The sequence below is a fragment of the Maribacter sp. 2-571 genome (assembly GCF_050589625.1).
GTDB lineage: Bacteria > Bacteroidota > Bacteroidia > Flavobacteriales > Flavobacteriaceae > Pelagihabitans.
The window spans coordinates 23,678-45,480 of record NZ_JBNGOP010000024.1 but is presented as its reverse complement, the minus strand read 5'-3'; the positions used below and the strand labels follow the sequence as shown (position 1 = coordinate 45,480).

Below are 21,803 nucleotides of genomic sequence, written 5' to 3'. Positions count from 1 at the left end.
ATCAAAAATCAGCTGTGGAAGCCGTAATTTTAGAAGGGCAACAATTCGTAATTTGAAATAAGTTTGTTAATATTGTAGCTTACATTTTTTTGATGGAGTCAGCAATAAAAAAAATAGGAGTATTAACTTCTGGAGGGGATTCTCCCGGGATGAATGCTGCCATTCGTTCCGTTGTTCGTACCTGTGCCTATCTGAAGGTAGATTGCGTAGCTATATATCGTGGTTACCAGGGGATGATAGAAGGGGATTTTAAACCTATGGATGCCCGTAGCGTGAATAACATCATTAATAAGGGCGGTACCATTTTGAAGTCCGCGCGTTGTGACGATTTTAGGACTGCCGAAGGCCGGAAAATTGCACATTATCAACTGTTAAAGGAAGGTATCGAGGCATTTGTGGTCATCGGTGGCGACGGAAGTTTCACTGGAGCGATGATCTTTAACCAGGAGTATAACTTTCCAGTGATCGGTATCCCCGGTACGATCGATAACGATATTTTTGGTACTACTTTCACCCTTGGCTTTGATACTGCCTTGAATACGGTGGTCGAGGCCATCGATAAAATTAGGGACACCGCCAGTTCGCATAACCGACTGTTTTTTGTTGAGGTTATGGGAAGGGACGTAGGGCATATCGCCTTGAATGCCGGAGTAGGTGCAGGGGCCGAGGAAATTCTGATCCCTGAGGAAAATTTAGGGCTCGAACGTTTGCTCGAATCGTTGAAACGAAGTAAAAAATCGGGAAAATCGTCCAGTATCGTCATCGTTGCCGAAGGCGATAAAACCGGTAAAAACGTTTTTGAACTTAAGGAATATGTTGAAGAGCATTTGCCCATATACGATGTACGGGTATCCGTTCTGGGGCATATGCAACGGGGTGGAGGACCATCTTGCTACGATCGCGTACTCGCCAGTAGAATGGGTGTCAAGGCCGTAGAGTCCATTTTAGAAGGGAAAACGAACCTTATGGTAGGGGTACAGGACAACCGGCTTATTTTGACTCCCATTAACAAGGCGATTAAAGGACACACGAAAATCGATAAAGAACTCATTCGGGTCTCCGAAATAATGACAACATAATACTAATACTTAAATAAGGAAAAATGGCAAAATTGAATATAGGAATCAACGGCTTTGGACGGATCGGTAGAATGGTTTTTCGTGCTACCGTTCGCAGGGACGATGTAGATGTGGTAGCGATCAACGACTTGTTGGATATCGAGCACCTCGCATATTTGTTGAAGTATGATTCCGTTCACGGTAGGTTCGACGGTGATGTTGAAGTTTCCGGTGATCACTTGATCGTTAATGGAAAAAAAGTAAGGATAACTGCCGAGCGAGATCCAAAGAACTTGAAATGGGACGAAGCAGGTGCCGATATCGTAGCAGAATGTACCGGTATATTCACCACTTTGGAAACGGCGCAGTACCATATTGACGGTGGCGCCAAAAAGGTGGTCATTTCCGCACCATCCAAAGATGCCCCAATGTTCGTTATGGGGGTCAACCATAAAGAAGCAAAAGCATCGGACATGATCGTCTCAAATGCTTCCTGTACCACTAACTGTTTGGCTCCTTTGGCCAAAGTGCTGAACGATACCTACGGTATCGAAGAAGCGTTGATGACCACTGTTCACGCTACCACGGCCACCCAACTGACCGTTGACGGACCTTCCAAAAAGGATTACCGTGGCGGTAGAAGTGCCATGCTCAATATTATACCGGCCTCCACAGGTGCCGCCAAAGCGGTAACAAAGGTAATACCGGCATTGGTAGGGAAATTGACTGGAATGGCCTTTAGGGTACCCACGGCAGATGTATCCGTTGTAGACCTTACGGTCCGTTTGGAGAAAGAGACCTCGTACGAGGATATTAAAAATACCTTCAAAAATGCCTCGGAAGGCGATTTGAAAGGCGTTTTGGGATACACCGAAGAGTCCGTAGTTTCACAAGATTTCATCGGGGACGCGCGTACCAGTATTTTTGATGCGGGTGCGGGAATAGAATTGAATTCCAAGTTCTTTAAAATTATTTCTTGGTACGATAACGAGGCGGGCTACTCCAATAAGTTGATCGATTTGGCACAGTATGTCAACGCCCTGTAGATAATACCATGTTAACTTTGAAATAACACTAATAAATGGTTTCTTTTTCAGTTATTCTTCGTTAAAAAAAATAACCGTAGCTACGGCTATGCTTAGATTTTTCGCCTTGAATACCTAAAAAATAATTCAATTTCTATACGTGCCATTTCAAAGTTAAAATGGCATAAGTAATTATAGGTAAAGTATTTTCCCGAAAATAGGTGTTTTTGCTTATTTTCGGGATTCTTTTTTAAATCGTTTGTGTATGATATTAATTGTGGATAGTGGAGCGACCAAATCGGATTGGATCGCCTTGGATGAAAAAGGAGATCAATTGTTTTTGACGCAGACCCTGGGACTTAGTCCAGAGGTGTTGACCCGTGAGGTTATAGAAGACCGTTTGGCGAATAATTTTGAGATCTCGAAAAATAAGGAAAAGGTGACCCGCTTGTATTTTTATGGCGCCGGTTGCGGTACCGACCGTATGAAGCAGTTTCTGACCGCAATTTTCAAGGACTTTTTTCCCAAAGCAAAAACGGAGGTCAAAGAGGATACCTATGCAGCAATCTTTGCGACCACCAAAATCGGTCACCAAGGTATCGTATGTATTCTGGGCACCGGTTCCAACTGCAGTTATTACGATGGACACCAACTGTTTCAAAAGGTGACTTCCTTGGGTTATATCCCAATGGATGACGGCAGTGGAAACTTTTTTGGACGTAAGCTGATACGCGATTATTATTTCCATAAAATGCCACAAGACCTTGGAATGAAATTTGCCAAGGGCTACGACCTTGACGCCGATGTCATTAAGGAAAACTTGTACAAACAACCGAACCCCAATACATACTTGGCTACTTTTGCACGGTTTTTAGTGGAAAACAAAGACCATCCCTATTGCAAAGGGGTCATCGACAAGGGGTTTCAGCAGTTCGTCAACAACTACATTATGCAGTTTGAGCTGGCCACCAAAGTACCCATCAATTTTGTAGGGAGTATTGCCTACTACCTGCGGGAAGAGCTCACTACGGTATTGGAAAGAAACGACTTGATTGTTGGGGTCATCCGTCAGCGGCCTATTGATGGTTTGGTAGAGTTTCATAAAGAAAATCTGTAAGTACTGAGGTAACTTAAGCAAAATCTGCCCAAGAATGGGTTTTTGATTTTATACAACGGGTGTAAGGCAAATCATCTTTGATGTAGCCTATAGTACGGCAATCATGGAGATTTCCACAGCTACGAACTTAGGAAGGTTCGCTACTTCTACCGTTTCCCTGGCCGGAGCGGTTTCTATGTCGAAATAAGTGCCGTATACCTCGTTTATTGCCGAAAACTGGTGCATGTCCTTCACAAAAATACTGGCTTTTACTACATGGGAGAAGGAAGCGCCCGCTTCGCTAAGGATGGCTTTTAGGTTTTCCATCGACTGTTGTGTTTGCGCTTTAATGTCACCGGTCACCAGTTCCCCGGTTTTGGGATCCATTGGTATTTGTCCTGAAATGTACAGCGTATTGCCGGTCAATATCGCCTGGTTATAAGGTCCGATGGGTGCCGGAGCATTGGGTGTATTGATGATTTTTTTCATAATCTTAAGCTGTTTTATGGGAATTCATGTCACTTCTGGGGCATTATTGTCTAACGGGTTGGCTGCGGTTCTCCCATTTGAGGTCTTTAAGTACATTTGCCTTTATCCCGATAAAAAAGTTCCATTGTCGAAACCGACCAAAAGGGGTCCAGTTAAAACGCATTACAAAACTCTTTAAGTCCCGCTGTATACGCAAGTTGGTTATGGAAAAACCTTTGTTCTTAAAGTCGTAACCCGAATTTCCACCGATTTTCCAACGTGGGGAAAGGCTGATATTTCCTGAGAACATTAAAGAGTGCGAACTGAATTCGTTCTGTCTTGCGGTATTCGCATAAGTGGCCGCGTAGGCAAGCCGAAAATCCCAAGGTATTTTGGTGGCGTATACCGGGTTTTCTACATCTTCGTCGCCATCGTCATCCTCAAAAGCACCTTGGTCCCCGTAAAGACTATCGGCCGTTCCAAAAAGATCGTCGTCTCGACCGCCGCTCTGCGCTACGTAATCATAAGGGTCCGGTTCTTCGTCCTCCTCGTCCTCCTCGTCCTTTTTTCCAAACATCTTGCTGCTGATATTGTAGCCCACGTTCAAATTGGCCCGTGTAAGCCGAAAAAGGCTTCCTCCGTTGTTAATGTTCCAAGTGTCGATTCTACGGCCGTTGTTGTCAATGGCATACGCGTCCAGCGCGGCACCAAAGTTAATACTCATCTTATTGTCCAGAATAGAGGTTCCCCCATTGATGTTGACCGGACTGAGTTTAAGGGAATCCGCTTCAAAGTTATAGGCCGTACTAAGGTTAAGGTTCGATAATAGCGGTATTTTTTTGGGTTCCAGTACTGTAGAGTCCCTATCGCGTACCTTTGCTTCCAGGGTATTGGCCAGAGAAAAACTAAGGCTGCTCGATTTACCCAAACTGGGCGCTCCATTTAGTGTCCCCTGAAAACGGGTGTACTCTACTATTTCATCGGTATCCGTATTCACATACTCGTCAAAAAACTGATCGAAGGATGGCGTGTATCCATAACTGATGGATGGCCGCATAACGTGTCTGATCGCTTGTATTTTTTTATCCTCCCCGAGCAAAAAGGTTCCGTAAAGGGTAGTACCTACACTGGTGGATACCCCGTATCGGTTAAAGCGGTCAAAGCCCTTCATGGTATCGATGACCACTTCGCCCCGTTCCCCGTTTTCCCCAGGCTCGAAACGTCTGCCAAACGTTTCCAAGGCCCAAACATCTTCATAGGTACCGCCCATGGTAACACTGAAAAACTTGGCGATTTTAAAGTTGGTGCTGATGGGTACGCGGTGTCTCGCCCCAACTTGGGCATTGTCGAACATTTTGGCGGTGAGAAAGTCGGCGTCATTAGTGGCCAGTCGATTCTGGCCGTTCACATCATATTGTAAATTAATATTTTGAATTGCCCCCTTCTTAATACCATCGCGTTTGGCGAACGGAAAAATACGTTCTAAACTGGCCTGAAAGGTCGGTAAGGTCATTTGAATATTGTCGGTCCCTTCCGGTGCACTGGTATTTTGGCTATGGGTCATGGTAAGGCTCATGTTCACGGACGGATACTCTGGAAACGTTTTGGAATAGGAAACGGAGGAGCTCAACGTATTATTGAGCCTGTTCCCTACATTTAACTGGTTTAGAGAGTTTTGAAAATACGAACTACTCCCCAGGTTAACAGAGGCCGAAAACCGGGAGTTTGGACTTGCCTTGGTATCTTGCGAATGCGAAATCTGGATGTTGTATATAGTGCTTCGTGCATAATCATCGAACCCTCTTTGGCTAGTGACCAGGTTTTCGAACCGGAAGTTTACATTTCCACGATATCGGTACCGTTTTGCATATACCGATTGCGTTCGAAACCCGTAACTACCGTTGGTGTAAAAATCCCCGGTCAATGTAAGGTCGGCAACCTCTCCAAAGGGAAAATAATATCCTCCGTTCTGCAAAAAATACCCACGATTTGGGTCATTGCCGAAAGTAGGCATCATAAGGCCGGCCGTTCGGCCCACGGTCAAGGGAAAATAGGCAAAGGGAAGCGCAATCGGAGTAGGCACATCGGCAATATAAAGGTTGCTCAGCCCGGCGATGACCTTTTTCTTAGGCACAAATTTTGCCTTTCGTATCCGTATGTAATAATCCGGGTTGATGGTGTCCTTTGAAGTCGTCAATTTTCCTTCGCTTAAAAAGTAGACCGAATCGTTTTCCTTTTTGGTGATTTCGGCATACACTTTCATAGAGTCGCTACCCAAGTTTCCGGCATCGGCCTGCTGTTCGGTCCTGGAGTTCCATATCAACGCTTTTTGGGTGTCAAAATTAAACCGTATGGAGTCGGGCCGCACTTCCTGAGTGCCCTGCTTGAAGAAGGGTAGTTGCGTATAATTGCCGAGCGAATCTTTTAATCTGCCCGCGTACACCTCATTGTTTACATAGTCCATGATAATGATTCCGGCCTTGAGCTCCGTATCCTGATAGTAAATTTCAGCCTCGTTGTACAGGTAAATCTTCTGCTCTTTTTGGCTTAATCGTACATAATCCTTGGCTTTGTATCGAATTTTATCCAAAAGAATGCTCTTCTTTTTTCCAAGGGAGTCGGTTTTGGTGGAATCGTTCAAAGTGGAGTCCTGCAACATTTCTGCAGAAAGCAGTGGGGCGGTAATGGTATCTTTCACCGCTTTAATGGGCATTACCACTATTTTATCTTCTTGGGAGAATACCGTAAACGTACCGATCAAAAACAGGAAAAGGAAAACTAAATTATGTTTGTTTGATTGCAAGGCTTTATATCCTATTTTTGTAATCATTGGGTGTGCGTGATACACCGTGTTCCGGGCTCAAACTTACATATATTTTTTGTTCCATGGCAGGGGCATTACCATAAATTTAACCAATTTGAAGACTCTAAAAACTATGAATAGTGCAAAGTTGAAGCCATTGCTTTTAATTCTTATGGCGCAGTTGGTTACATCATTTTGCGCTTACGGTGGTCCCGACTTGCCCAACGGGGGTGACGATAAGTTTGTAGTGGTGCTCGATGCCGGGCATGGAGGGCACGACCCGGGCAACCTGGGGAATGGCTATTTTGAAAAGAACATAGCGCTCAATATTGTATTGAATATTGGCAAGATTTTGGAGAACGATCCCGACATAAAGGTGATCTATACCCGAGATGACGACACCTTTGTAGATCTTTATGTGCGAGGGGAAATTGCCAATAAGGCGAATGCCGATCTTTTTGTTTCGGTACACTGCGACTCCCATTCATCCAATGCGCACGGTGCGGGTACTTTTGTATTGGGACTGCACGCCAACAAGCAGAATTTTGATATTGCCAAAAAGGAGAATTCCGTTATTTATCTGGAGGATAATTATGAAAAACGGTACGCCGATTACGATATCAATTCACCGGAATCAGTCATTGGGTTGACCATAATGCAAGAAGAGTTTTTAGACCAGAGCATTCGTTTGGCAAAAGGGATTCAAGATAATTTTTCCGGCCAGCTCAAGAGAAACGATCGAAAAGTAAAACAAGCCGGATTTATCGTGTTGCATCAAACCTTTATGCCAAGTGTTTTGGTAGAGACCGGTTTTTTGACCAATGCGGACGAAGGAGCCTATTTGAACTCGAAAAAAGGGCAGGAGGAAATGGGGAATGCCATTGCCAATGCCATTCTTAAGTACAAGAACGGCGTGCCGGTCGGCACTGAGAAGGCCACGAATACTACTTTGCCTTCAGATGTGGATAAAGCACCTGATACGGACGAGAAGCCAGAAATGGTGGAGGAACTTCCGGAAACAGTGACCGTCCCGGATACGGCCGTGGCCGATGAAGCCGTGGAGGTTAGTGAAGCATCTCCTCAGGCAACAGAAGTAAAGGAGGAAATCCCACCTGCGGTAGAAACCGAAGTAATAGAAGTGACCAAAACCGATACCGATGGGGTCGCAGCGCCAAGTGCGGATGTTCCAGAGCGTGAAACCCCAAAAGCGGTTGCGGAAAAAGTACTGACCGAAACGGTCGCGGAACCCGAGTCCACACCGACGGAACCCATTACCGAAGTGGCGCCTGCGGAAAAGAAAGAAAAGGCCAACATTACCTTTAAAGTACAATTGCTTGCCAGTTCAAAGGACATCGCCCTTCGATCCGACAATTTTAACGGTTTAAATAAACTGTCCCGTGAGCCTTTTAAAAACATGTTCCGATATTTGTATGGGAGCACCACGTCTTTCGAAGAGGCCAAGCTATTGAAGTCCAACGCCGATATCAAGGGATATCCTACTTCCTATATCGTGGCGTACAAGGACGGCAAACGTATCACTATGGCCGAGGCGCAGAAATACGTTTCCGATTAATGGTGTCTTGTAAAATTTATTTCTAATTTTGTTTGGAACAGAAAAACAATTCTTTTGAAGCTATCTAGGGAAATCAAAACGGGAATTATCGTAATAGGTGGCATTCTTCTTTTTATATTGGGCTTTAGTTATTTAAAATCCTCCCCATTATTCGACAATAGCCGGCAATTGTTCGCCGTATATCCCAATGTGGGCGGCCTACAGCCAGGTACCCCGGTATCGATAAACGGTTTGAACGTAGGGAAGGTGAACGACATTCGTTTTATCGATAAGGCCGGTAACCTTCTTGTCACATTTACCGTAAACAGCGATTTTGCTTTTTCCAAAAATAGTCCGGTAGAGTTGTACGATACCGGGATCATCGGGGGCAAGGGACTTCAGATAAATCCTATTTTTGATGGTGCCGCTCCGGCAAAGAACGGCGATACGCTGGCCACCGATACCCGGCCTGGGTTAACCGAGCTCGCACAAGAAAAATTGACGCCTTTGTTCAAAAAGTTCGAATCGGCGGTATCGGATGCCGATTCCGTATTATTGAACGTAAACGAGGTGCTCGATACCAAAACGAAAAGGGATTTAAGGGATGCGATTTCAGGATTTAGCCGGTTGATCGGTAGTTTGCAGGGCAGTGCATCCTCATTGAACGCTATCTTAAGTCAAAATGCCGGAAAATTGGACAGCTCCTTACGTAATTTTCAAGACCTAACGGCAAATTTTTCAAAATTGGCCGATTCCCTGAATAATGCCGGACTGCCCAGGACCCTTAAGAGTTTGGAGTCTACAGTGGCGAATCTGGATAAGGTCATGGCCAAAATAGACGCTAAAGAAGGCACTTTAGGCCAGTTGGTCAACGATAAAGAACTGTATACCAATTTAAACGGTGCATCCAAGGAACTGGAATTGCTACTTCAGGATTTCAGACTGAACCCGAAGCGCTATGTAAACGTTTCGGTCTTTGGCAAAAAACAAAAGGAGTATGAACTCCCCGAGGATGATCCCGCGGCAAAAATGGACGACCAATAACGATTTATGGAATACTTCCCCAATATACTTTTTGCCCTGCTATTGATTGCAGGGATAGGGTATTTCGCCCGAAACGTAAAAAAGCTGGCCCGTAATATAAAGCTCGGAAAAGAGGCCGATGTATCGGACAATTCGTCCCAAAGGTGGAAGAATATGGCCATGATCGCCTTGGGACAAAGCAAAATGGTAGTACGGCCGATCGCCGGCCTACTTCATATAATCGTTTATGTTGGTTTCGTAATCATCAACATTGAAGTGTTGGAAATAATACTGGACGGACTATTGGGAACACATCGGCTGTTTGCCTTTTTGGGTCCGGTGTATAACGTACTTATCGGTAGCTTTGAAATTCTGGCATTTTTAGTGGTCGTAGCGGTAATTATTTTTTGGATTCGAAGAAATGTCATACGATTACAGCGTTTTTTAAAGTCCGAAATGAAGGGATGGCCGAAAAAAGACGGAAACCTGATCCTGTATATCGAATTGGTGCTGATGTTTTTGTTCCTGACGATGAATGCCGCAGACTACCAATTACAATTAAAGGGAGCCGCACATTACGCTAGCGAAGCGGGAATTATGGGGTCGTTCCCCATAAGTGGGTTCATTGCGCCCCTTTTTGAAAATTTATCCATTTCAAGCCTTATTTTGGTAGAACGTACTGCGTGGTGGCTGCATATTGTTGGAATCTTACTGTTTTTGAATTACCTCTATTACTCCAAACATTTACACATTTTATTGGCGTTTCCCAATACCTATTATGGAAACTTGAAGCCAAAGGGACAATTTAAAAACCTACAATCGGTCACCAACGAGGTAAAGTTGATGATGGATCCAGAGGCCGACCCTTTTGCCGCTCCCGATGAGGATGCCCCCGAGCCTGAAAAGTTCGGTGCTTCCGATGTAGCGGACCTCTCATGGGTACAACTTTTAAATGCTTATACCTGTACCGAATGTGGTCGGTGTACCAGTGAATGTCCCGCAAATCAGACCGGAAAAAAGTTATCTCCCCGAAAAATAATGATGGATACCCGTGACCGTCTGGAAGCGGTAGGGAAAAATATCGATGCCAATAAGGGAAGTTTTGTAGATGATGGAAAACAACTGCTGGACGACTACATCACAAGAGAGGAACTGTGGGCATGTACCTCATGTAATGCCTGTGTAGAGGCTTGCCCTGTGAGCATAGATCCCCTTTCCATAATTATGGACATGCGACAATATTTGGTAATGGAACAATCTGCGGCACCCACCGACTTGAACAATATGATGGGCAACATCGAAAACAACGGTGCACCATGGCCCTTTAACCAAATGGACCGGCTGAATTGGGCGAACGAGTCTTAAACCCTTAATAACGACACAATACACGACTATGTCAAACGAGTTGAAAGTACCTACAATGGCGGAACTGTTCGCGAAAGGCGAACAACCAGAGGTTTTGTTTTGGGTAGGTTGCGCAGGAAGTTTTGACGACCGGGCAAAAAAAATTACGAAGGCGTTTATCCGCCTATTGAACAAGGCGGAGGTATCTTTTGCCGTTTTGGGTACCGAGGAGAGCTGTACGGGCGACCCGGCCAAACGAGCAGGAAACGAGTTTTTGTTTCAAATGCAGGCGGTCACCAATATTGAGGTGATGAACGCTTACGAAGTGAAGAAAGTAGTTACCGCATGCCCTCATTGCTTCAATACCATAAAAAATGAATATCCTGGCTTGGGCGGGAATTATGAGGTGTTGCACCATACCCAATTTTTAAAACAACTATTCGAAAGCGGAAAACTTGGTCTGCAAGGCGGAACCTTCAAGGGGAAACGCATCACCTATCATGATCCGTGTTATTTGGGAAGGGCCAATGCATTGTATGAGGCACCTAGGGAGTTGATCAAAAAGCTGGATGCAGAGCTCGTTGAAATGAAGAACTGCAGAAAAAAAGGACTTTGTTGCGGAGCCGGTGGCGCCCAAATGTTCAAAGAACCCGAAAATGGCGACAAAGACGTAAACATAGAACGGACCGAGCAGGCCATGGAAACAAAACCTGACATTATAGCCGCCGCCTGTCCGTTTTGCAATACCATGATGACCGACGGGGTCAAAAACAAAGAAAAAGAGGCCAGTGTTGCGGTAATGGACATTGCGGAACTGATTGCCCAAGCCGAAGAATTGTAGGTTTGCTACCCCAGATAGGAAGACTATCGATTACATACAATAATAAAATTTAGGCCCACGCGCCTATCCCCAAATACAGAAAAATGCTAGTTGATTTTGAAAAATTGCCCGGAGATTCCCGTGTTTGGATCTATCAGGCCAATCGGACCTTTACCGATATCGAACTTGAGGAGATCAAAACGGAGACCGATACCTTTCTTAAAGCATGGACGGCCCATGGCCAAGCTTTGAATGCAGGTTACGAAATACCGTATAAACGATTTTTGATCATTGGGTTAGATCAAACCGATGCTTCGGCCTCTGGTTGTTCCATAGATGCCTCCGTACATTTTATTCAGCAATTGGAGCAGAAGTACGATGTGCTTTTGTTGGACAAAATGAACGTATCCTATAAGCAAGGCGAGTACGTAGCCTATAAGCCTTTGACGGAGTTTAAAAAGATGGCCAAGGCAAAATCCGTTTCCGCAAAAACGGTGGTCTTCAATAATTTGGTCGCTACAAAGGAGGAGTATTTAGATCATTGGGAGGTACCGGCCTCCGAAAGTTGGCACGCCCGTTTTATGTAATCCAAAATCACGTATTGGTTGTAGGCGGCACCCCAAATGGCATGGTAGTTGAACCGCTATAAATGATATGCGACGGAAGATCGGTGAAATACAATAATTTCCGTTGTTTTTAGTTATTTGATAGAAGTTTTACTATGCGATCCGTATTTTTCTCCCTTGTGTTCTTTCTGTACGCAGCTTCCCTTTTAGGGCAAGCGCATCCCTTGGTGGCCAAGGACAGTGCGGCGCAGGCACAGTGGGTAGATTCGCGATACAACGCAATGGACATCAATGAAAAACTAGGACAGCTTTTCATGGTGATGGTCGCATCCGACGGAGGAAAAGCGAGTCATGAAAAAATCGGAAAGCTAATTCGGGAACAGCATATAGGAGGCGTGATTTTCTCCACTGGAGGACCAATAAAACAGGCACAGCTCACCAACGATTATCAAAAGCAATCAAAAACCCCCTTACTTATAGGAATGGATGCCGAATGGGGACTGTCCATGCGTTTGGATTCTACCTATGCTTTTCCATGGAATATGACCTTAGGGGCAATTGCGGATAGCAGTATTGTAGAATCAGTAGGATACCGTATCGGTCTGCATGCAAAGCGATTGGGCGTGCATATTAATTTCGCCCCGGATATCGACATCAATATCAATCCTAAAAATCCCATTATCGGAAATCGTTCCTTTGGCGAAAACCGCGTTAATGTGGCAACGAAGGGAATGGCGTACATGCGCGGAATGCATCGCGCGGGCATACTCTCCAGTGGTAAACATTTTCCGGGCCATGGCGATACGGCGACCGATTCGCACTTGGCCTTGCCGGTAATCGAGGCGAGCAGAAAACGTTTGGATAGTATAGAGCTCCACCCTTTTAAGAAACTCATCGATGCCGGGGTGTCCAGTGTTATGGTGGCACATTTGAACGTCCCCAGCATGGAAATAAAGAAAAATCTGCCGTCATCCCTTTCCGAACAGATCATCACAGGAATATTAAAGGAAGAAATGGGGTTCAAAGGCCTTGTTTTTACCGATGCGCTGAATATGAAAGGTGCTACAGACTATGGCGATGAGGGTGAAGTATCGCTGAAGGCCTTTATGGCGGGAAACGATATCCTATTGATGCCTACCGATGTGGTGAAAGCGAAAGAAAAATTGCTACGGTTTTATGAGCGGGGTAAAATTAGCGAGGACCGTTTGGCCCGTTCGGTAAAAAAGATATTGATGGCCAAATACCAAGCAGGTCTCGGGAATTATCGCCCTATCGATCTCAAAGGTTTGTACGCCGATCTAAACTCCTTACAGGACGACCTTGTCTATGAAAAGGCCATTGAAAATGCACTTACCGTTGTAAAAAATAATTTTTACTTGATGGGCATCAAAAAATTGGAAAACAAAAAAATAGCCTATGTGAAACTGGGCGATTCCGATAGTGACCCATTTTTAAAAGAGTTGAACAAATATGCTACGGTTACCCAAGTGAATACTGCCGACATCGGGAATGTTAAGGATAAATTATCGGAGTATAACCTCGTCATCATTGGATACCATAAGAGCAATGAAAGCCCGTGGAAGGCATACCGGTTTTCGAAAAAGGAATTGAGCTGGTTGAAGGAAATTTCAGAAGCAAGAACGTCCAATACCATACTGGCATTATTTGCAAAACCCTATGCCTTGTCGGATGTACCCTCCTTTAAAACCTTGGACGGTGTGGTGGTCGGCTATCAGAATAGCGAAATGGCACAGCGTAAAATGGCACAGTTGATTTTTGGTGCCATTCCTTCGAACGGCGTATTACCGGTAAGCGCCCATAAAGACTTTCCAGAGGGCACGTCCATACGGTTGAAGTCCTTACAACGTCTCGGTTACAGTTTTCCCGAACGTGTGGGTATCAGTAGTACGGCATTGGCAAAAGTGGATACCCTTGTAAAAAACGGACTGGACTCCCTAATGTTTCCCGGGGCGCAGGTATTGATTGCACGGAAAGGAAAAATTATTTATCAAAAAGCCTTTGGAAAGCCCACGTATACCTCAAAAGATTCCGTTACCCCAAAACACCTTTACGATTTGGCCTCGGTAACCAAAATTTTGGCCACACTTCCCATGGTCATGAAAATGGAGGAAGATGGCGATGTTGATTTGAGCGATACCTTTGGAGAGATCATACCCCAATACGATACTACCGAGCTAAAAAACGTGACGGTGTTAAAAGCATTATCGCACTATGGTCGTTTGCCTGCCTGGATCGCGTTTTACGTAAGTACCCTGAATGGCAAAAGACGTCCCTCAAAAGAGTTTTATAGACAAGCGCCCATGGACGGTTTTTCCATAAAGGTTAGTGATGGGCTGTATTTGGCGGATGCTTATACCGATTCCATTTATAATAGAATAGGGCGGCAAGACTTAAAATCGAACCGCTATCGCTACAGTGATGTTGCCTATTATGTGATGAAAAAATTTGTCGAGGATAGCAAAGGACAGCAGTTGAACGAATTGGCCAATGATTTTTTATATGGTCCTTTGGGTGCGACCACCACTACGTACAACCCTTTGGAGAAGTTTGAAAAATCGCTGATCGTTCCCACGGAAGAAGACAAATATTATCGCTACCAACGGGTGCAGGGTTATGTGCACGATATGGGGGCGGCGATGCAAGGTGGGGTCGGCGGTCATGCCGGTCTGTTCAGTAACGCCAACGATGTGGCGAAGGTAATGCAGATGTACCTACAGGGCGGTTTCTACGGGGGACACCGTTTTTTTGATGCGCGTACCATTAAAAAGTTCAATACCTGTTATTTCTGTGATAAAAAGGTGCGGCGGGGCGTTGGATTCGATAAGCCCAATCCCAATGGCGGCGGTCCGGCATGCGACTATGTTTCGCGAAAAAGTTTCGGACATAGCGGTTTTACCGGAACTTATACGTGGGCCGACCCGGAAGAAGAGCTGGTTTATGTGTTCCTTTCCAACCGAACCTACCCATCGGCAAGCAATACGCTATTGGTAAAATCGGGCTTGCGCACCCGTATTCAGGGTGCCATATACGAAGCCATTGTTTCCGACCGATAATTTGACCAACAAGCCGTTCATTTGCCATATCGATAATCCCGATATTGACCACCCTTTGTTGTAATAATACCAATGTAAAACCGACAGACCTACTGGATTTCACTAAATTTGACAGATGAAAATAGCAATTGTATGTTATCCGACCTTTGGAGGAAGCGGGGTAGTGGCAACCGAACTGGGTATTGCCCTTGCCAATAGGGGGCACGAAGTACATTTTGTAACGTATCGACAGCCCGTTCGTTTGGAACTCCTGAACAACAATATTTATTTCCACGAGGTAAACGTTCCCGAATATCCGCTGTTCCATTACCAGCCCTATGAACTGGCTTTATCGAGCAAATTGGTCGATACCATCAAACTTTTCGGTATCGAATTATTACATGTACATTATGCCATACCGCATGCCTATGCCGGCTATATGGCAAAAAAAATGTTGGAAGAGGAACAGATTTTTGTTCCCATGGTCACTACACTGCACGGTACCGATATTACCTTGGTAGGGAAACATCCGTTTTATAAGCCCGCGGTTACGTTCAGTATCAATCAATCCGATGTTGTAACCTCGGTATCCGAGAACCTGAAACAGCGTACGTTGGAATTTTTCGATATCAAAAAAGAGATTGCGGTAGTACCGAATTTTATAGACGAAAAAAAATACAGCCTTTCTTTTACGGATTGTCAGCGTTCGTTGATGGCCAATGACGACGAGAAAATAATTACCCATATCAGTAATTTTAGGAAGGTAAAACGGATCCCGGATATTATTGCCGTTTTCCATAAGGTACAACGGTCCATACCCGCTAAATTGGTTATGGTCGGGGAGGGGCCTGAAAAAGAAGGTGCCGAGCGCCTGTGCGAGGAACTCGGTATTGCCGAAAAAGTCATCTTTTTGGGGAATAGTAATGAAATTGATCGCATCCTTTGTTTTTCCGATCTTTTTCTACTTCCTTCGGAGTCCGAAAGTTTTGGACTGGCCGCATTGGAGGCCATGATCAATAAGGTGCCGGTTATCTCCAGTAATGCCGGAGGTATTCCCGAGGTAAACAAGCATGGGGTTACCGGATATTTGAGCGACATAGGCGATATTGACGATATGGCGGAAAATGCGATTCGGGTGTTGCGGGACGATACCGTGTTGGATCGTTTTAAGGAAGATGCCTATAGGGAAGCGAAAAAATTTGATATTCTTAAGGTGCTGCCCTTATACGAGCAGATCTATAAAAAAGCATACGATGCGCGACTTCATAAAGTTTATAATTAACGGTACCGCTGCAATGGTGGTGGCATCCATATTCCTTATGGCATGCAACGGGCAAAAAAAAGCGACTATGGGAACAACGGACGCAACTGCCGACAACCCCCTCACCTTAATTTTACAAGATAACTACGCGCCTACGGATACAGAGGAAACCTTGGTGGTTAAGGACCAGAAGTCGCTCCAGAAATTTTTCTCAAAAATTAACCGTACCCGAAAGCCCGGAATACCCGTACCTCAAGTAGACTTTGAAAAGGAGTATGTACTGGTCTATTGTTCCGGAAAACAAAAAGGTTCCGGCATACCAATCCTATCCATGGATAAGGAAACCGAAAGTGAATTGGTAATCGGTAAGCAAATGACCGTATTGCCAAAAGGAGCATCGGAAACCGCTGTCATAAGCCCGTTTAGCGTTTACAAAATACCAGCTACCCAAAAAGCTATTGTTTTTAAACCCGAAGAATAGCGGTATTTGTATATTTTGTTGGTTGTTTTTGTCTTTTTCAGCCCTTGGTCTATGCTCTTTTAAATCCTTGAAAGGACCTTCCTTTAAGTTCATCTGCTGATTTTTCCGTTTACTGGCCTCCCTGATTTTGGAGCATTCGCCCAAAACAAGGTGTAGAACCCCCGTGTATCGAATTATAAGGCACTTTAGAGGCACTTTTTGTGGCTAATACTACATATGGATAACTTTGTGACGGTATTGACCCAAATCCTACCGCTATGAAGAATGGATGCTTGCTTCTTTTGGCCTGTTTGTTTGTACGTATTGTTACTGCCCAAGTTGATGTGGAAAACGATAGCCTTCCCGAACTTACCGCAAAGGATAGCATTGTGGTAAGTGCTTGGACCGTTGGTCTTGGATATAACTTTGTTGACGATTCCGGCGATGTAACGGACAAACTTTTTTCCGTAAATGCGCAATGGAACGCCTTGCCCTATCCTTCGCGAATAAGTATCGGCCGTTACTTCAAAAGTGGTATCGGGTTATCGGCTGTAGGCAGTTATAACAAGTACAAGGTTGGAAAGCAGATCGATGGGCGTGTAAACCAACAAGAAACGGATTACTTGGCCTTGGATACCGGCGTATCCTACGATCTTAATAAAATAGTGGGCGAGACCGCTTGGTTCGATCCGTATTTGGGACTTGGGCTCGGGTTTACCAGGGCCAACACGATTTCTAGAGTTACTTTTAACACTACGGTCGGGTTTCGTATTTGGTTTTCCGACCGATGGGGGGCAGACCTGAATACCATGGCGAAATGGACCATAGGGGAAACGGATGCCACAAACCATGTTCAATATGGTGCGGGTGCCGTATATCGCTTTGGAATCGAGAAAGCGTTATCCAAAAAAGGGGAAGAAAAGTTAGCGTTGCGCAATGCGCTGGAGAAGCAAAGGCAACAGTATCAAGATTCCCTGGCCCAGGCGACCCGAGAGAAAGCGGCTTTGGCTTTGGCCGAGGAATTGGAAAATGCTAAAAAAGAAGCGGCATTGGCCGCCGAACGGGCAATCTCGGAAAGAGAACAGCGGGAGGCACGGTTACGCGCTGAAATTGATAAAATCGGCCACGCTTATTTTCCGTTGAACTCTTCTTACTTAAACCCCGAGTCCAAAAGGGTTTTAGATGAGCTTACCCTTTTTTTACGGCAAAACCCGACTGTTGTACTCAGTGTGGCTTCCCATACCGATTCCCGAGGGAGTACCCGGTATAACCAATGGTTGTCGGACCGGCGCGTACTACGTACTACGGATTACTTGATCGCCAATGGGGTTCCGGACGCGCAACTCGTGAGCGAAGCATTGGGGGAAACCCTTTTGTTGAACGAATGTGATGATGTTACCTATTGCCCTGAAGAAAAGCATAGTGTAAACCGCAGATCTGAATTCGGTATTGTGGCGTTTTAGGTGGGAGTCCGATAGTTCTTGTTGTTTAATGTGGCCTAGTATTTCGTTGCCAAGGGGGTCTTGAAGAAAAAAACATTCCATACCAATAAAAGTAATGCAATAGTATAACGGGTCTAGGGTTGTGAAGTGATACATTTCCGATTTCAAACACACTAAATCAAATGAAGCGGTATTAACCAATAGCATCAATTTTTTTAATGAACTTCGCCGGGTTTCCACCCCATACTTCGCCCTCGGGAATGGATTTGGTTACTACGGAACCCGCTCCTATAATTGCCTTGTTGCCTATGGTGACGCCCTTTAGAATGATGCTATGTGCACCAATAAAGCAATGGTCACCGATAACGACCGATTTGGTAAGGGGAATGTCCGTTTTACGATTTTCCCGTTCCGTGTATTTCAAATGGTGGAAATCGGTATCATAGATCTTTACACTGCCGCCGATTTTTACATGTTTGCCAATGGTTACGCCGTTTTGGCATACAATGGTGCAATTGGACAGGCCCGTATGATCCCCTATTGTCAATACGGCATTTTGTGAGACGATGAGGTTGGTTCGGGTATCGCCTCCGATGGGATTGCTGGTAGCTCCCGAATTTATGGAAACACCTGTTCCGAAGACCACCTTTCCGGTCTTATAAATATATATTTTTCCCGTTATTTTGGGTCGGGCCGCATAGAAAACCCTTTTGAACCGGAACATTACGGCATTATGGATGCCGTTCCAGGTTTGTGATGGAAAAGTTAAGATGGATTTTAATACCTGAATCATATTAAAGGTGTTGCGGTGCTGAATGCATTAGGGAACAATTTCTGAAATGTTCTCCGTGTCCGTATGAACAAGCTCTTGTTCCTTTTTAGATTCAGAAATCTTTTTCCTGTAAATTAAGATTACCCCGTTAAAAAGGCAAAAAGCGGTAAAAAAGGTAAATGAACTATCGATGATCGGCTCTACCATAAAAGAGAGGTACAACGCCAAAAAGAAGCAGATCATAACTACGTTTATGGAAAGACTTTTTTTTCTGAGGAAAACGGCCTTTTTTAAATTTAGCAACGCCCAAACCGTATAAATCAAAAGCAAGAACGCGGAAATAAGGCTGCCTACCCGAGCGGTGTCCAACCAGAGGTTATGGGCATGCCCGATATCTTCCAAGCCCCAACCCAATGGTTTGTCTACCAGATTTTGGAGGGAAACCTCCCAACGTTCCGACCGATTGCCTGCATTGGCAACGGTATTTTTAGAACTCTTTAATCGCGATTCGAAAGCTGCGAGCCAATTGGCATTAAGATCAAAGGAAACGTTTTTATAAATTACTCCCGAAAGTGCCAAAAGCGCTAACAAAAGCCCAACGTTTTGTTTAATTCGTTGCCTGGGAAACAAATAAACCAGCCCAATGACAAAAGTGAACATTAGTATGGCGAGCTGCGATCTACTTCCCAGTCTTATAACGCAAAGCAGGGAAATAAAGAAAAGCAGCCCTAATATTCCTTTTTGTAGCAACGATAGCCGCTTATCGTTGGTCATCAAATATGCGGGAATACACATATTGAAAACGAAGAGGACCGCCATGTTCGTAGCATTTCTGGAAGTTTCCGCCCAGAAGTAGGGGATGTCCCTTGAAGATTGCCCAAGGCCATCGGACATAATGTTCAATAAAATGGAAATCATTCCTATACTGGAAAACACCAACCCTATAACGATGAATGCCATGGTGAAGTCACTTAGCTCAAGCCTATAGGCAATGTATTTCCCCCAGAGATAAAGCGTTACCGGAAACGTCAGGTAAATGAAGAAGTATTGCACGCCCCCAATGGGGTCCATCAAGTAGAAAAGCGCATAAACAACGCTAAACGCCAACAACATAAAAAAGTGTTTGTCCAGATTTTTTTTTATGAAGCTTTTTTTAAGAAAAATGCTAATAAAAAGCGCATAGCCAAATACAAAACCGATGTTCATTGGGGTGGACAAAAAAGCAATAAGCAGGAGGGAGTGAATAATTCCTATGCTTTTTATATAGTTCAATATTTTGGACATATAGGTGACTTTCAAATGGCCCTTGACAACACGTTGTTTATGGAATTACGAGCCCGTATTCGACTCAAATATAGTTTCTATTTCCGTACTACATTATACCCTTTTCCAGTAATACGCTTAGCTAAAGTATAAATATTGATTGCCAATGATCCAAATAGGATGATAATTTTGTTGAAAAACAAAATTTTACCCGGGAACTACGGTTACCTATATCCATTTCTTATGCGTTCGTACGATGGTGTCCAAGTTTTGCAGCACGCTTTTTTATGTTGTGATTTCAACTTTTCTTTAAAAAAGATTGTGCCTTTTTTTGGAGTTCCAGCAATTCGGAGATGTTTAAAGTGCGCACCATGAAGTAGTAAAGTACCGGGGCAATAATTCCCGCCAATACCAAACGTAACCAATCGTAAGGTATCCACAGGTTGATCAGGATCAAAGGCACTACCATTACAATACCCGCGAAAACCACTTTCCTTAGGTCTTTTAGTTGTTGTAAAGCTCCAAAATTCATTAGTTTTCCGGGATAATAGGTATTGATGAAGAAATGGATGGAGGTAGCCACAACTTCGGCCAATGCAATATAGACGATACCGAACGGCAAAGCGGCAAGTAGCAGTGCTATCTTTATAGCAATGCTGACATACTGTTGCTTTAAAACAAGATCGGTGCGCCCTAGGACATAAAGGAGATTAACATTGATTCCGCTGATGATGGTGATCATTCTACCGATGCAAAACGCTTGCATAATGGGGATGGATAACAACCATTGCTCACCGATCGATATACGAATAATAGGCTCCGCCATTGTGGCCAACCCTAAGAATATCGGCACGACCACAATTGCGGAGGACTTGATGATCTTTTTCGTTTGAAATACTAATTTATCTCGCTGATCCTGCAACGGTGAAAGCCCGGGAAGAAGTACTCCGTTCAATGCGGAGGTAACCAGATTGAACACAACATTGGTAAATTGCATGCCCTGTTGATATAGTCCAAGGTCTTTTTGGCTGATATATTTCCCGATCAGCAAAGCGTTCATTTGAGTGGTGAACGTGCCCAAAAGCGAGGAGATGAGTAGCTTTGAACCAAAGGAGAACATTTCCTTGAAGGACTTTTTTGAAAAGACAAGATTGGGTTTCCATCGTAGCCAATACCACATTAAAAGGGTCGTTAAAAGGCCTTTAAGCAAGGCTTGCCATACCAATGACCATACCCCGAAACCCGAAGCGGCCATGATAACTGCCACCGTTCCCGAGATTAGGGCAGAAATAAAGTTAATTTTGGTGATTACCTTGAAGTTCAGATCAATGGTATAGAGCGTAGTAGGAACGGTAAACAAGGCATTCAAAAATAGCGATAGCGATAATACCCTTAGCAACAGTGTTAAGGCAGAATTGTCATAGAATGCCGCAACAAAGGGCGCGATAAACCATATTACAATGTAGCAAACAACGGCAATGGCAATGTTGAATAAAAATACCGTAGAAACATCGTCCTCTGAACGGTTCTTTTTTTGAATAAGCGCCTTGGTGAAGCCACTATCGATAAATACTTGGGATATTGTGGTGAAAATTACCAAGATGGTAAGCGCCCCATAAACTTTTGGACCTAGAATCCGCGCCAAGATGATTCCTAATATGAACTGTACCGCTTGAATACTAATACTTCCAAAAGCATTCCAAGCGGCACCTCGGAACATTTTATCACCTTGTCCCATCCGATACCGATTTTGAGCTATGTTGGGTTTCGGGGAAGAGACGAATGTTATAGCATTTA

Annotated in this window: 17 protein-coding genes; 12 read left to right on the top strand and 5 right to left on the bottom strand. The window is 44.4% G+C overall.

The window, feature by feature from the left end:
* Nucleotides 1-92 precede the first annotated feature (92 nt).
* The 3 genes from pfkA (at nucleotide 93) to ACRD7P_RS15905 (ending at nucleotide 3,200) form a co-directional block, all read left to right on the top strand.
* On the top strand, nucleotides 93-1,079 hold the full coding sequence (gene pfkA, locus ACRD7P_RS15915) for a 6-phosphofructokinase (protein WP_430908640.1): 987 nt from the start codon (nucleotides 93-95) through the stop codon (nucleotides 1,077-1,079).
* 23 nt (nucleotides 1,080-1,102) lie between these two features.
* Nucleotides 1,103-2,104 (top strand): type I glyceraldehyde-3-phosphate dehydrogenase, encoded by a 1,002-nt coding sequence (gene gap, locus ACRD7P_RS15910; protein ID WP_430908639.1) that lies wholly within the window; start codon nucleotides 1,103-1,105, stop codon nucleotides 2,102-2,104.
* Nucleotides 2,105-2,348: 244 nt separating this feature from the next.
* A complete protein-coding gene (locus tag ACRD7P_RS15905) occupies nucleotides 2,349-3,200 on the top strand; it encodes an N-acetylglucosamine kinase (protein WP_430908638.1) in 852 nt (283 codons plus the stop codon).
* An 87-nt stretch (nucleotides 3,201-3,287) separates the two neighbouring features.
* Here the strand turns inward: ACRD7P_RS15905 and ACRD7P_RS15900 are convergent, their stop codons facing one another.
* Both ACRD7P_RS15900 and ACRD7P_RS15895 read right to left on the bottom strand, forming a co-directional pair.
* Nucleotides 3,288-3,668, bottom strand: coding sequence for a RidA family protein (locus tag ACRD7P_RS15900; protein ID WP_430908637.1), 381 nt, complete (start codon nucleotides 3,666-3,668; stop codon nucleotides 3,288-3,290).
* A gap of 43 nt (nucleotides 3,669-3,711) precedes the next feature.
* Complete coding sequence (locus ACRD7P_RS15895; protein ID WP_430908636.1) at nucleotides 3,712-6,477, bottom strand: putative LPS assembly protein LptD; 2,766 nt, start codon at nucleotides 6,475-6,477, stop codon at nucleotides 3,712-3,714.
* Between the two features lie 106 nt (nucleotides 6,478-6,583).
* Between ACRD7P_RS15895 and ACRD7P_RS15890 the strand changes: the two genes are divergently transcribed.
* The 9 genes from ACRD7P_RS15890 (at nucleotide 6,584) to ACRD7P_RS15850 (ending at nucleotide 17,992) form a co-directional block, all read left to right on the top strand.
* Complete coding sequence (locus ACRD7P_RS15890) at nucleotides 6,584-8,023, top strand: N-acetylmuramoyl-L-alanine amidase (protein WP_430908635.1); 1,440 nt, start codon at nucleotides 6,584-6,586, stop codon at nucleotides 8,021-8,023.
* A gap of 54 nt (nucleotides 8,024-8,077) precedes the next feature.
* Nucleotides 8,078-9,046 carry an MlaD family protein gene (locus tag ACRD7P_RS15885; RefSeq protein WP_430908634.1) on the top strand — a complete coding sequence of 323 codons (969 nt, stop codon included), beginning with the start codon at nucleotides 8,078-8,080 and terminating at the stop codon, nucleotides 9,044-9,046.
* A 6-nt stretch (nucleotides 9,047-9,052) separates the two neighbouring features.
* A complete protein-coding gene (locus ACRD7P_RS15880) occupies nucleotides 9,053-10,390 on the top strand; it encodes a 4Fe-4S dicluster domain-containing protein (RefSeq protein ID WP_430908633.1) in 1,338 nt (445 codons plus the stop codon).
* Between the two features lie 28 nt (nucleotides 10,391-10,418).
* Nucleotides 10,419-11,210: a (Fe-S)-binding protein gene (locus ACRD7P_RS15875; protein ID WP_430908631.1), complete on the top strand. Its 792-nt coding sequence runs from the start codon at nucleotides 10,419-10,421 to the stop codon at nucleotides 11,208-11,210.
* Between the two features lie 83 nt (nucleotides 11,211-11,293).
* The gene (locus ACRD7P_RS15870; RefSeq protein WP_430908630.1) at nucleotides 11,294-11,776 is read left to right on the top strand and encodes an ABC transporter ATPase; all 483 of its coding nucleotides are present in this window, start codon (nucleotides 11,294-11,296) and stop codon (nucleotides 11,774-11,776) included.
* A gap of 134 nt (nucleotides 11,777-11,910) precedes the next feature.
* Complete coding sequence (locus ACRD7P_RS15865; RefSeq protein ID WP_430908628.1) at nucleotides 11,911-14,829, top strand: glycoside hydrolase family 3 N-terminal domain-containing protein; 2,919 nt, start codon at nucleotides 11,911-11,913, stop codon at nucleotides 14,827-14,829.
* Nucleotides 14,830-14,944: 115 nt separating this feature from the next.
* Nucleotides 14,945-16,090 (top strand): N-acetyl-alpha-D-glucosaminyl L-malate synthase BshA, encoded by a 1,146-nt coding sequence (bshA, locus tag ACRD7P_RS15860; protein WP_430908627.1) that lies wholly within the window; start codon nucleotides 14,945-14,947, stop codon nucleotides 16,088-16,090.
* On the top strand, nucleotides 16,062-16,550 hold the full coding sequence (locus ACRD7P_RS15855) for a hypothetical protein (RefSeq protein WP_430908625.1): 489 nt from the start codon (nucleotides 16,062-16,064) through the stop codon (nucleotides 16,548-16,550). The genes bshA and ACRD7P_RS15855 overlap by 29 nt, the downstream gene beginning before the upstream one ends.
* A gap of 257 nt (nucleotides 16,551-16,807) precedes the next feature.
* On the top strand, nucleotides 16,808-17,992 hold the full coding sequence (locus ACRD7P_RS15850) for an OmpA family protein (RefSeq protein WP_430908624.1): 1,185 nt from the start codon (nucleotides 16,808-16,810) through the stop codon (nucleotides 17,990-17,992).
* A gap of 172 nt (nucleotides 17,993-18,164) precedes the next feature.
* Here the strand turns inward: ACRD7P_RS15850 and ACRD7P_RS15845 are convergent, their stop codons facing one another.
* From ACRD7P_RS15845 to ACRD7P_RS15835, 3 genes are all read right to left on the bottom strand, one after another.
* Nucleotides 18,165-18,764: an acyltransferase gene (locus ACRD7P_RS15845; protein WP_430908623.1), complete on the bottom strand. Its 600-nt coding sequence runs from the start codon at nucleotides 18,762-18,764 to the stop codon at nucleotides 18,165-18,167.
* A gap of 27 nt (nucleotides 18,765-18,791) precedes the next feature.
* Entirely contained in the window at nucleotides 18,792-19,856 is a 1,065-nt protein-coding gene (locus ACRD7P_RS15840) for an O-antigen ligase family protein (RefSeq protein ID WP_430908622.1), read from the bottom strand.
* 448 nt (nucleotides 19,857-20,304) lie between these two features.
* On the bottom strand, nucleotides 20,305-21,744 hold the full coding sequence (locus ACRD7P_RS15835; RefSeq protein WP_430908621.1) for a lipopolysaccharide biosynthesis protein: 1,440 nt from the start codon (nucleotides 21,742-21,744) through the stop codon (nucleotides 20,305-20,307).
* Nucleotides 21,745-21,803: the final 59 nt, after the last annotated feature.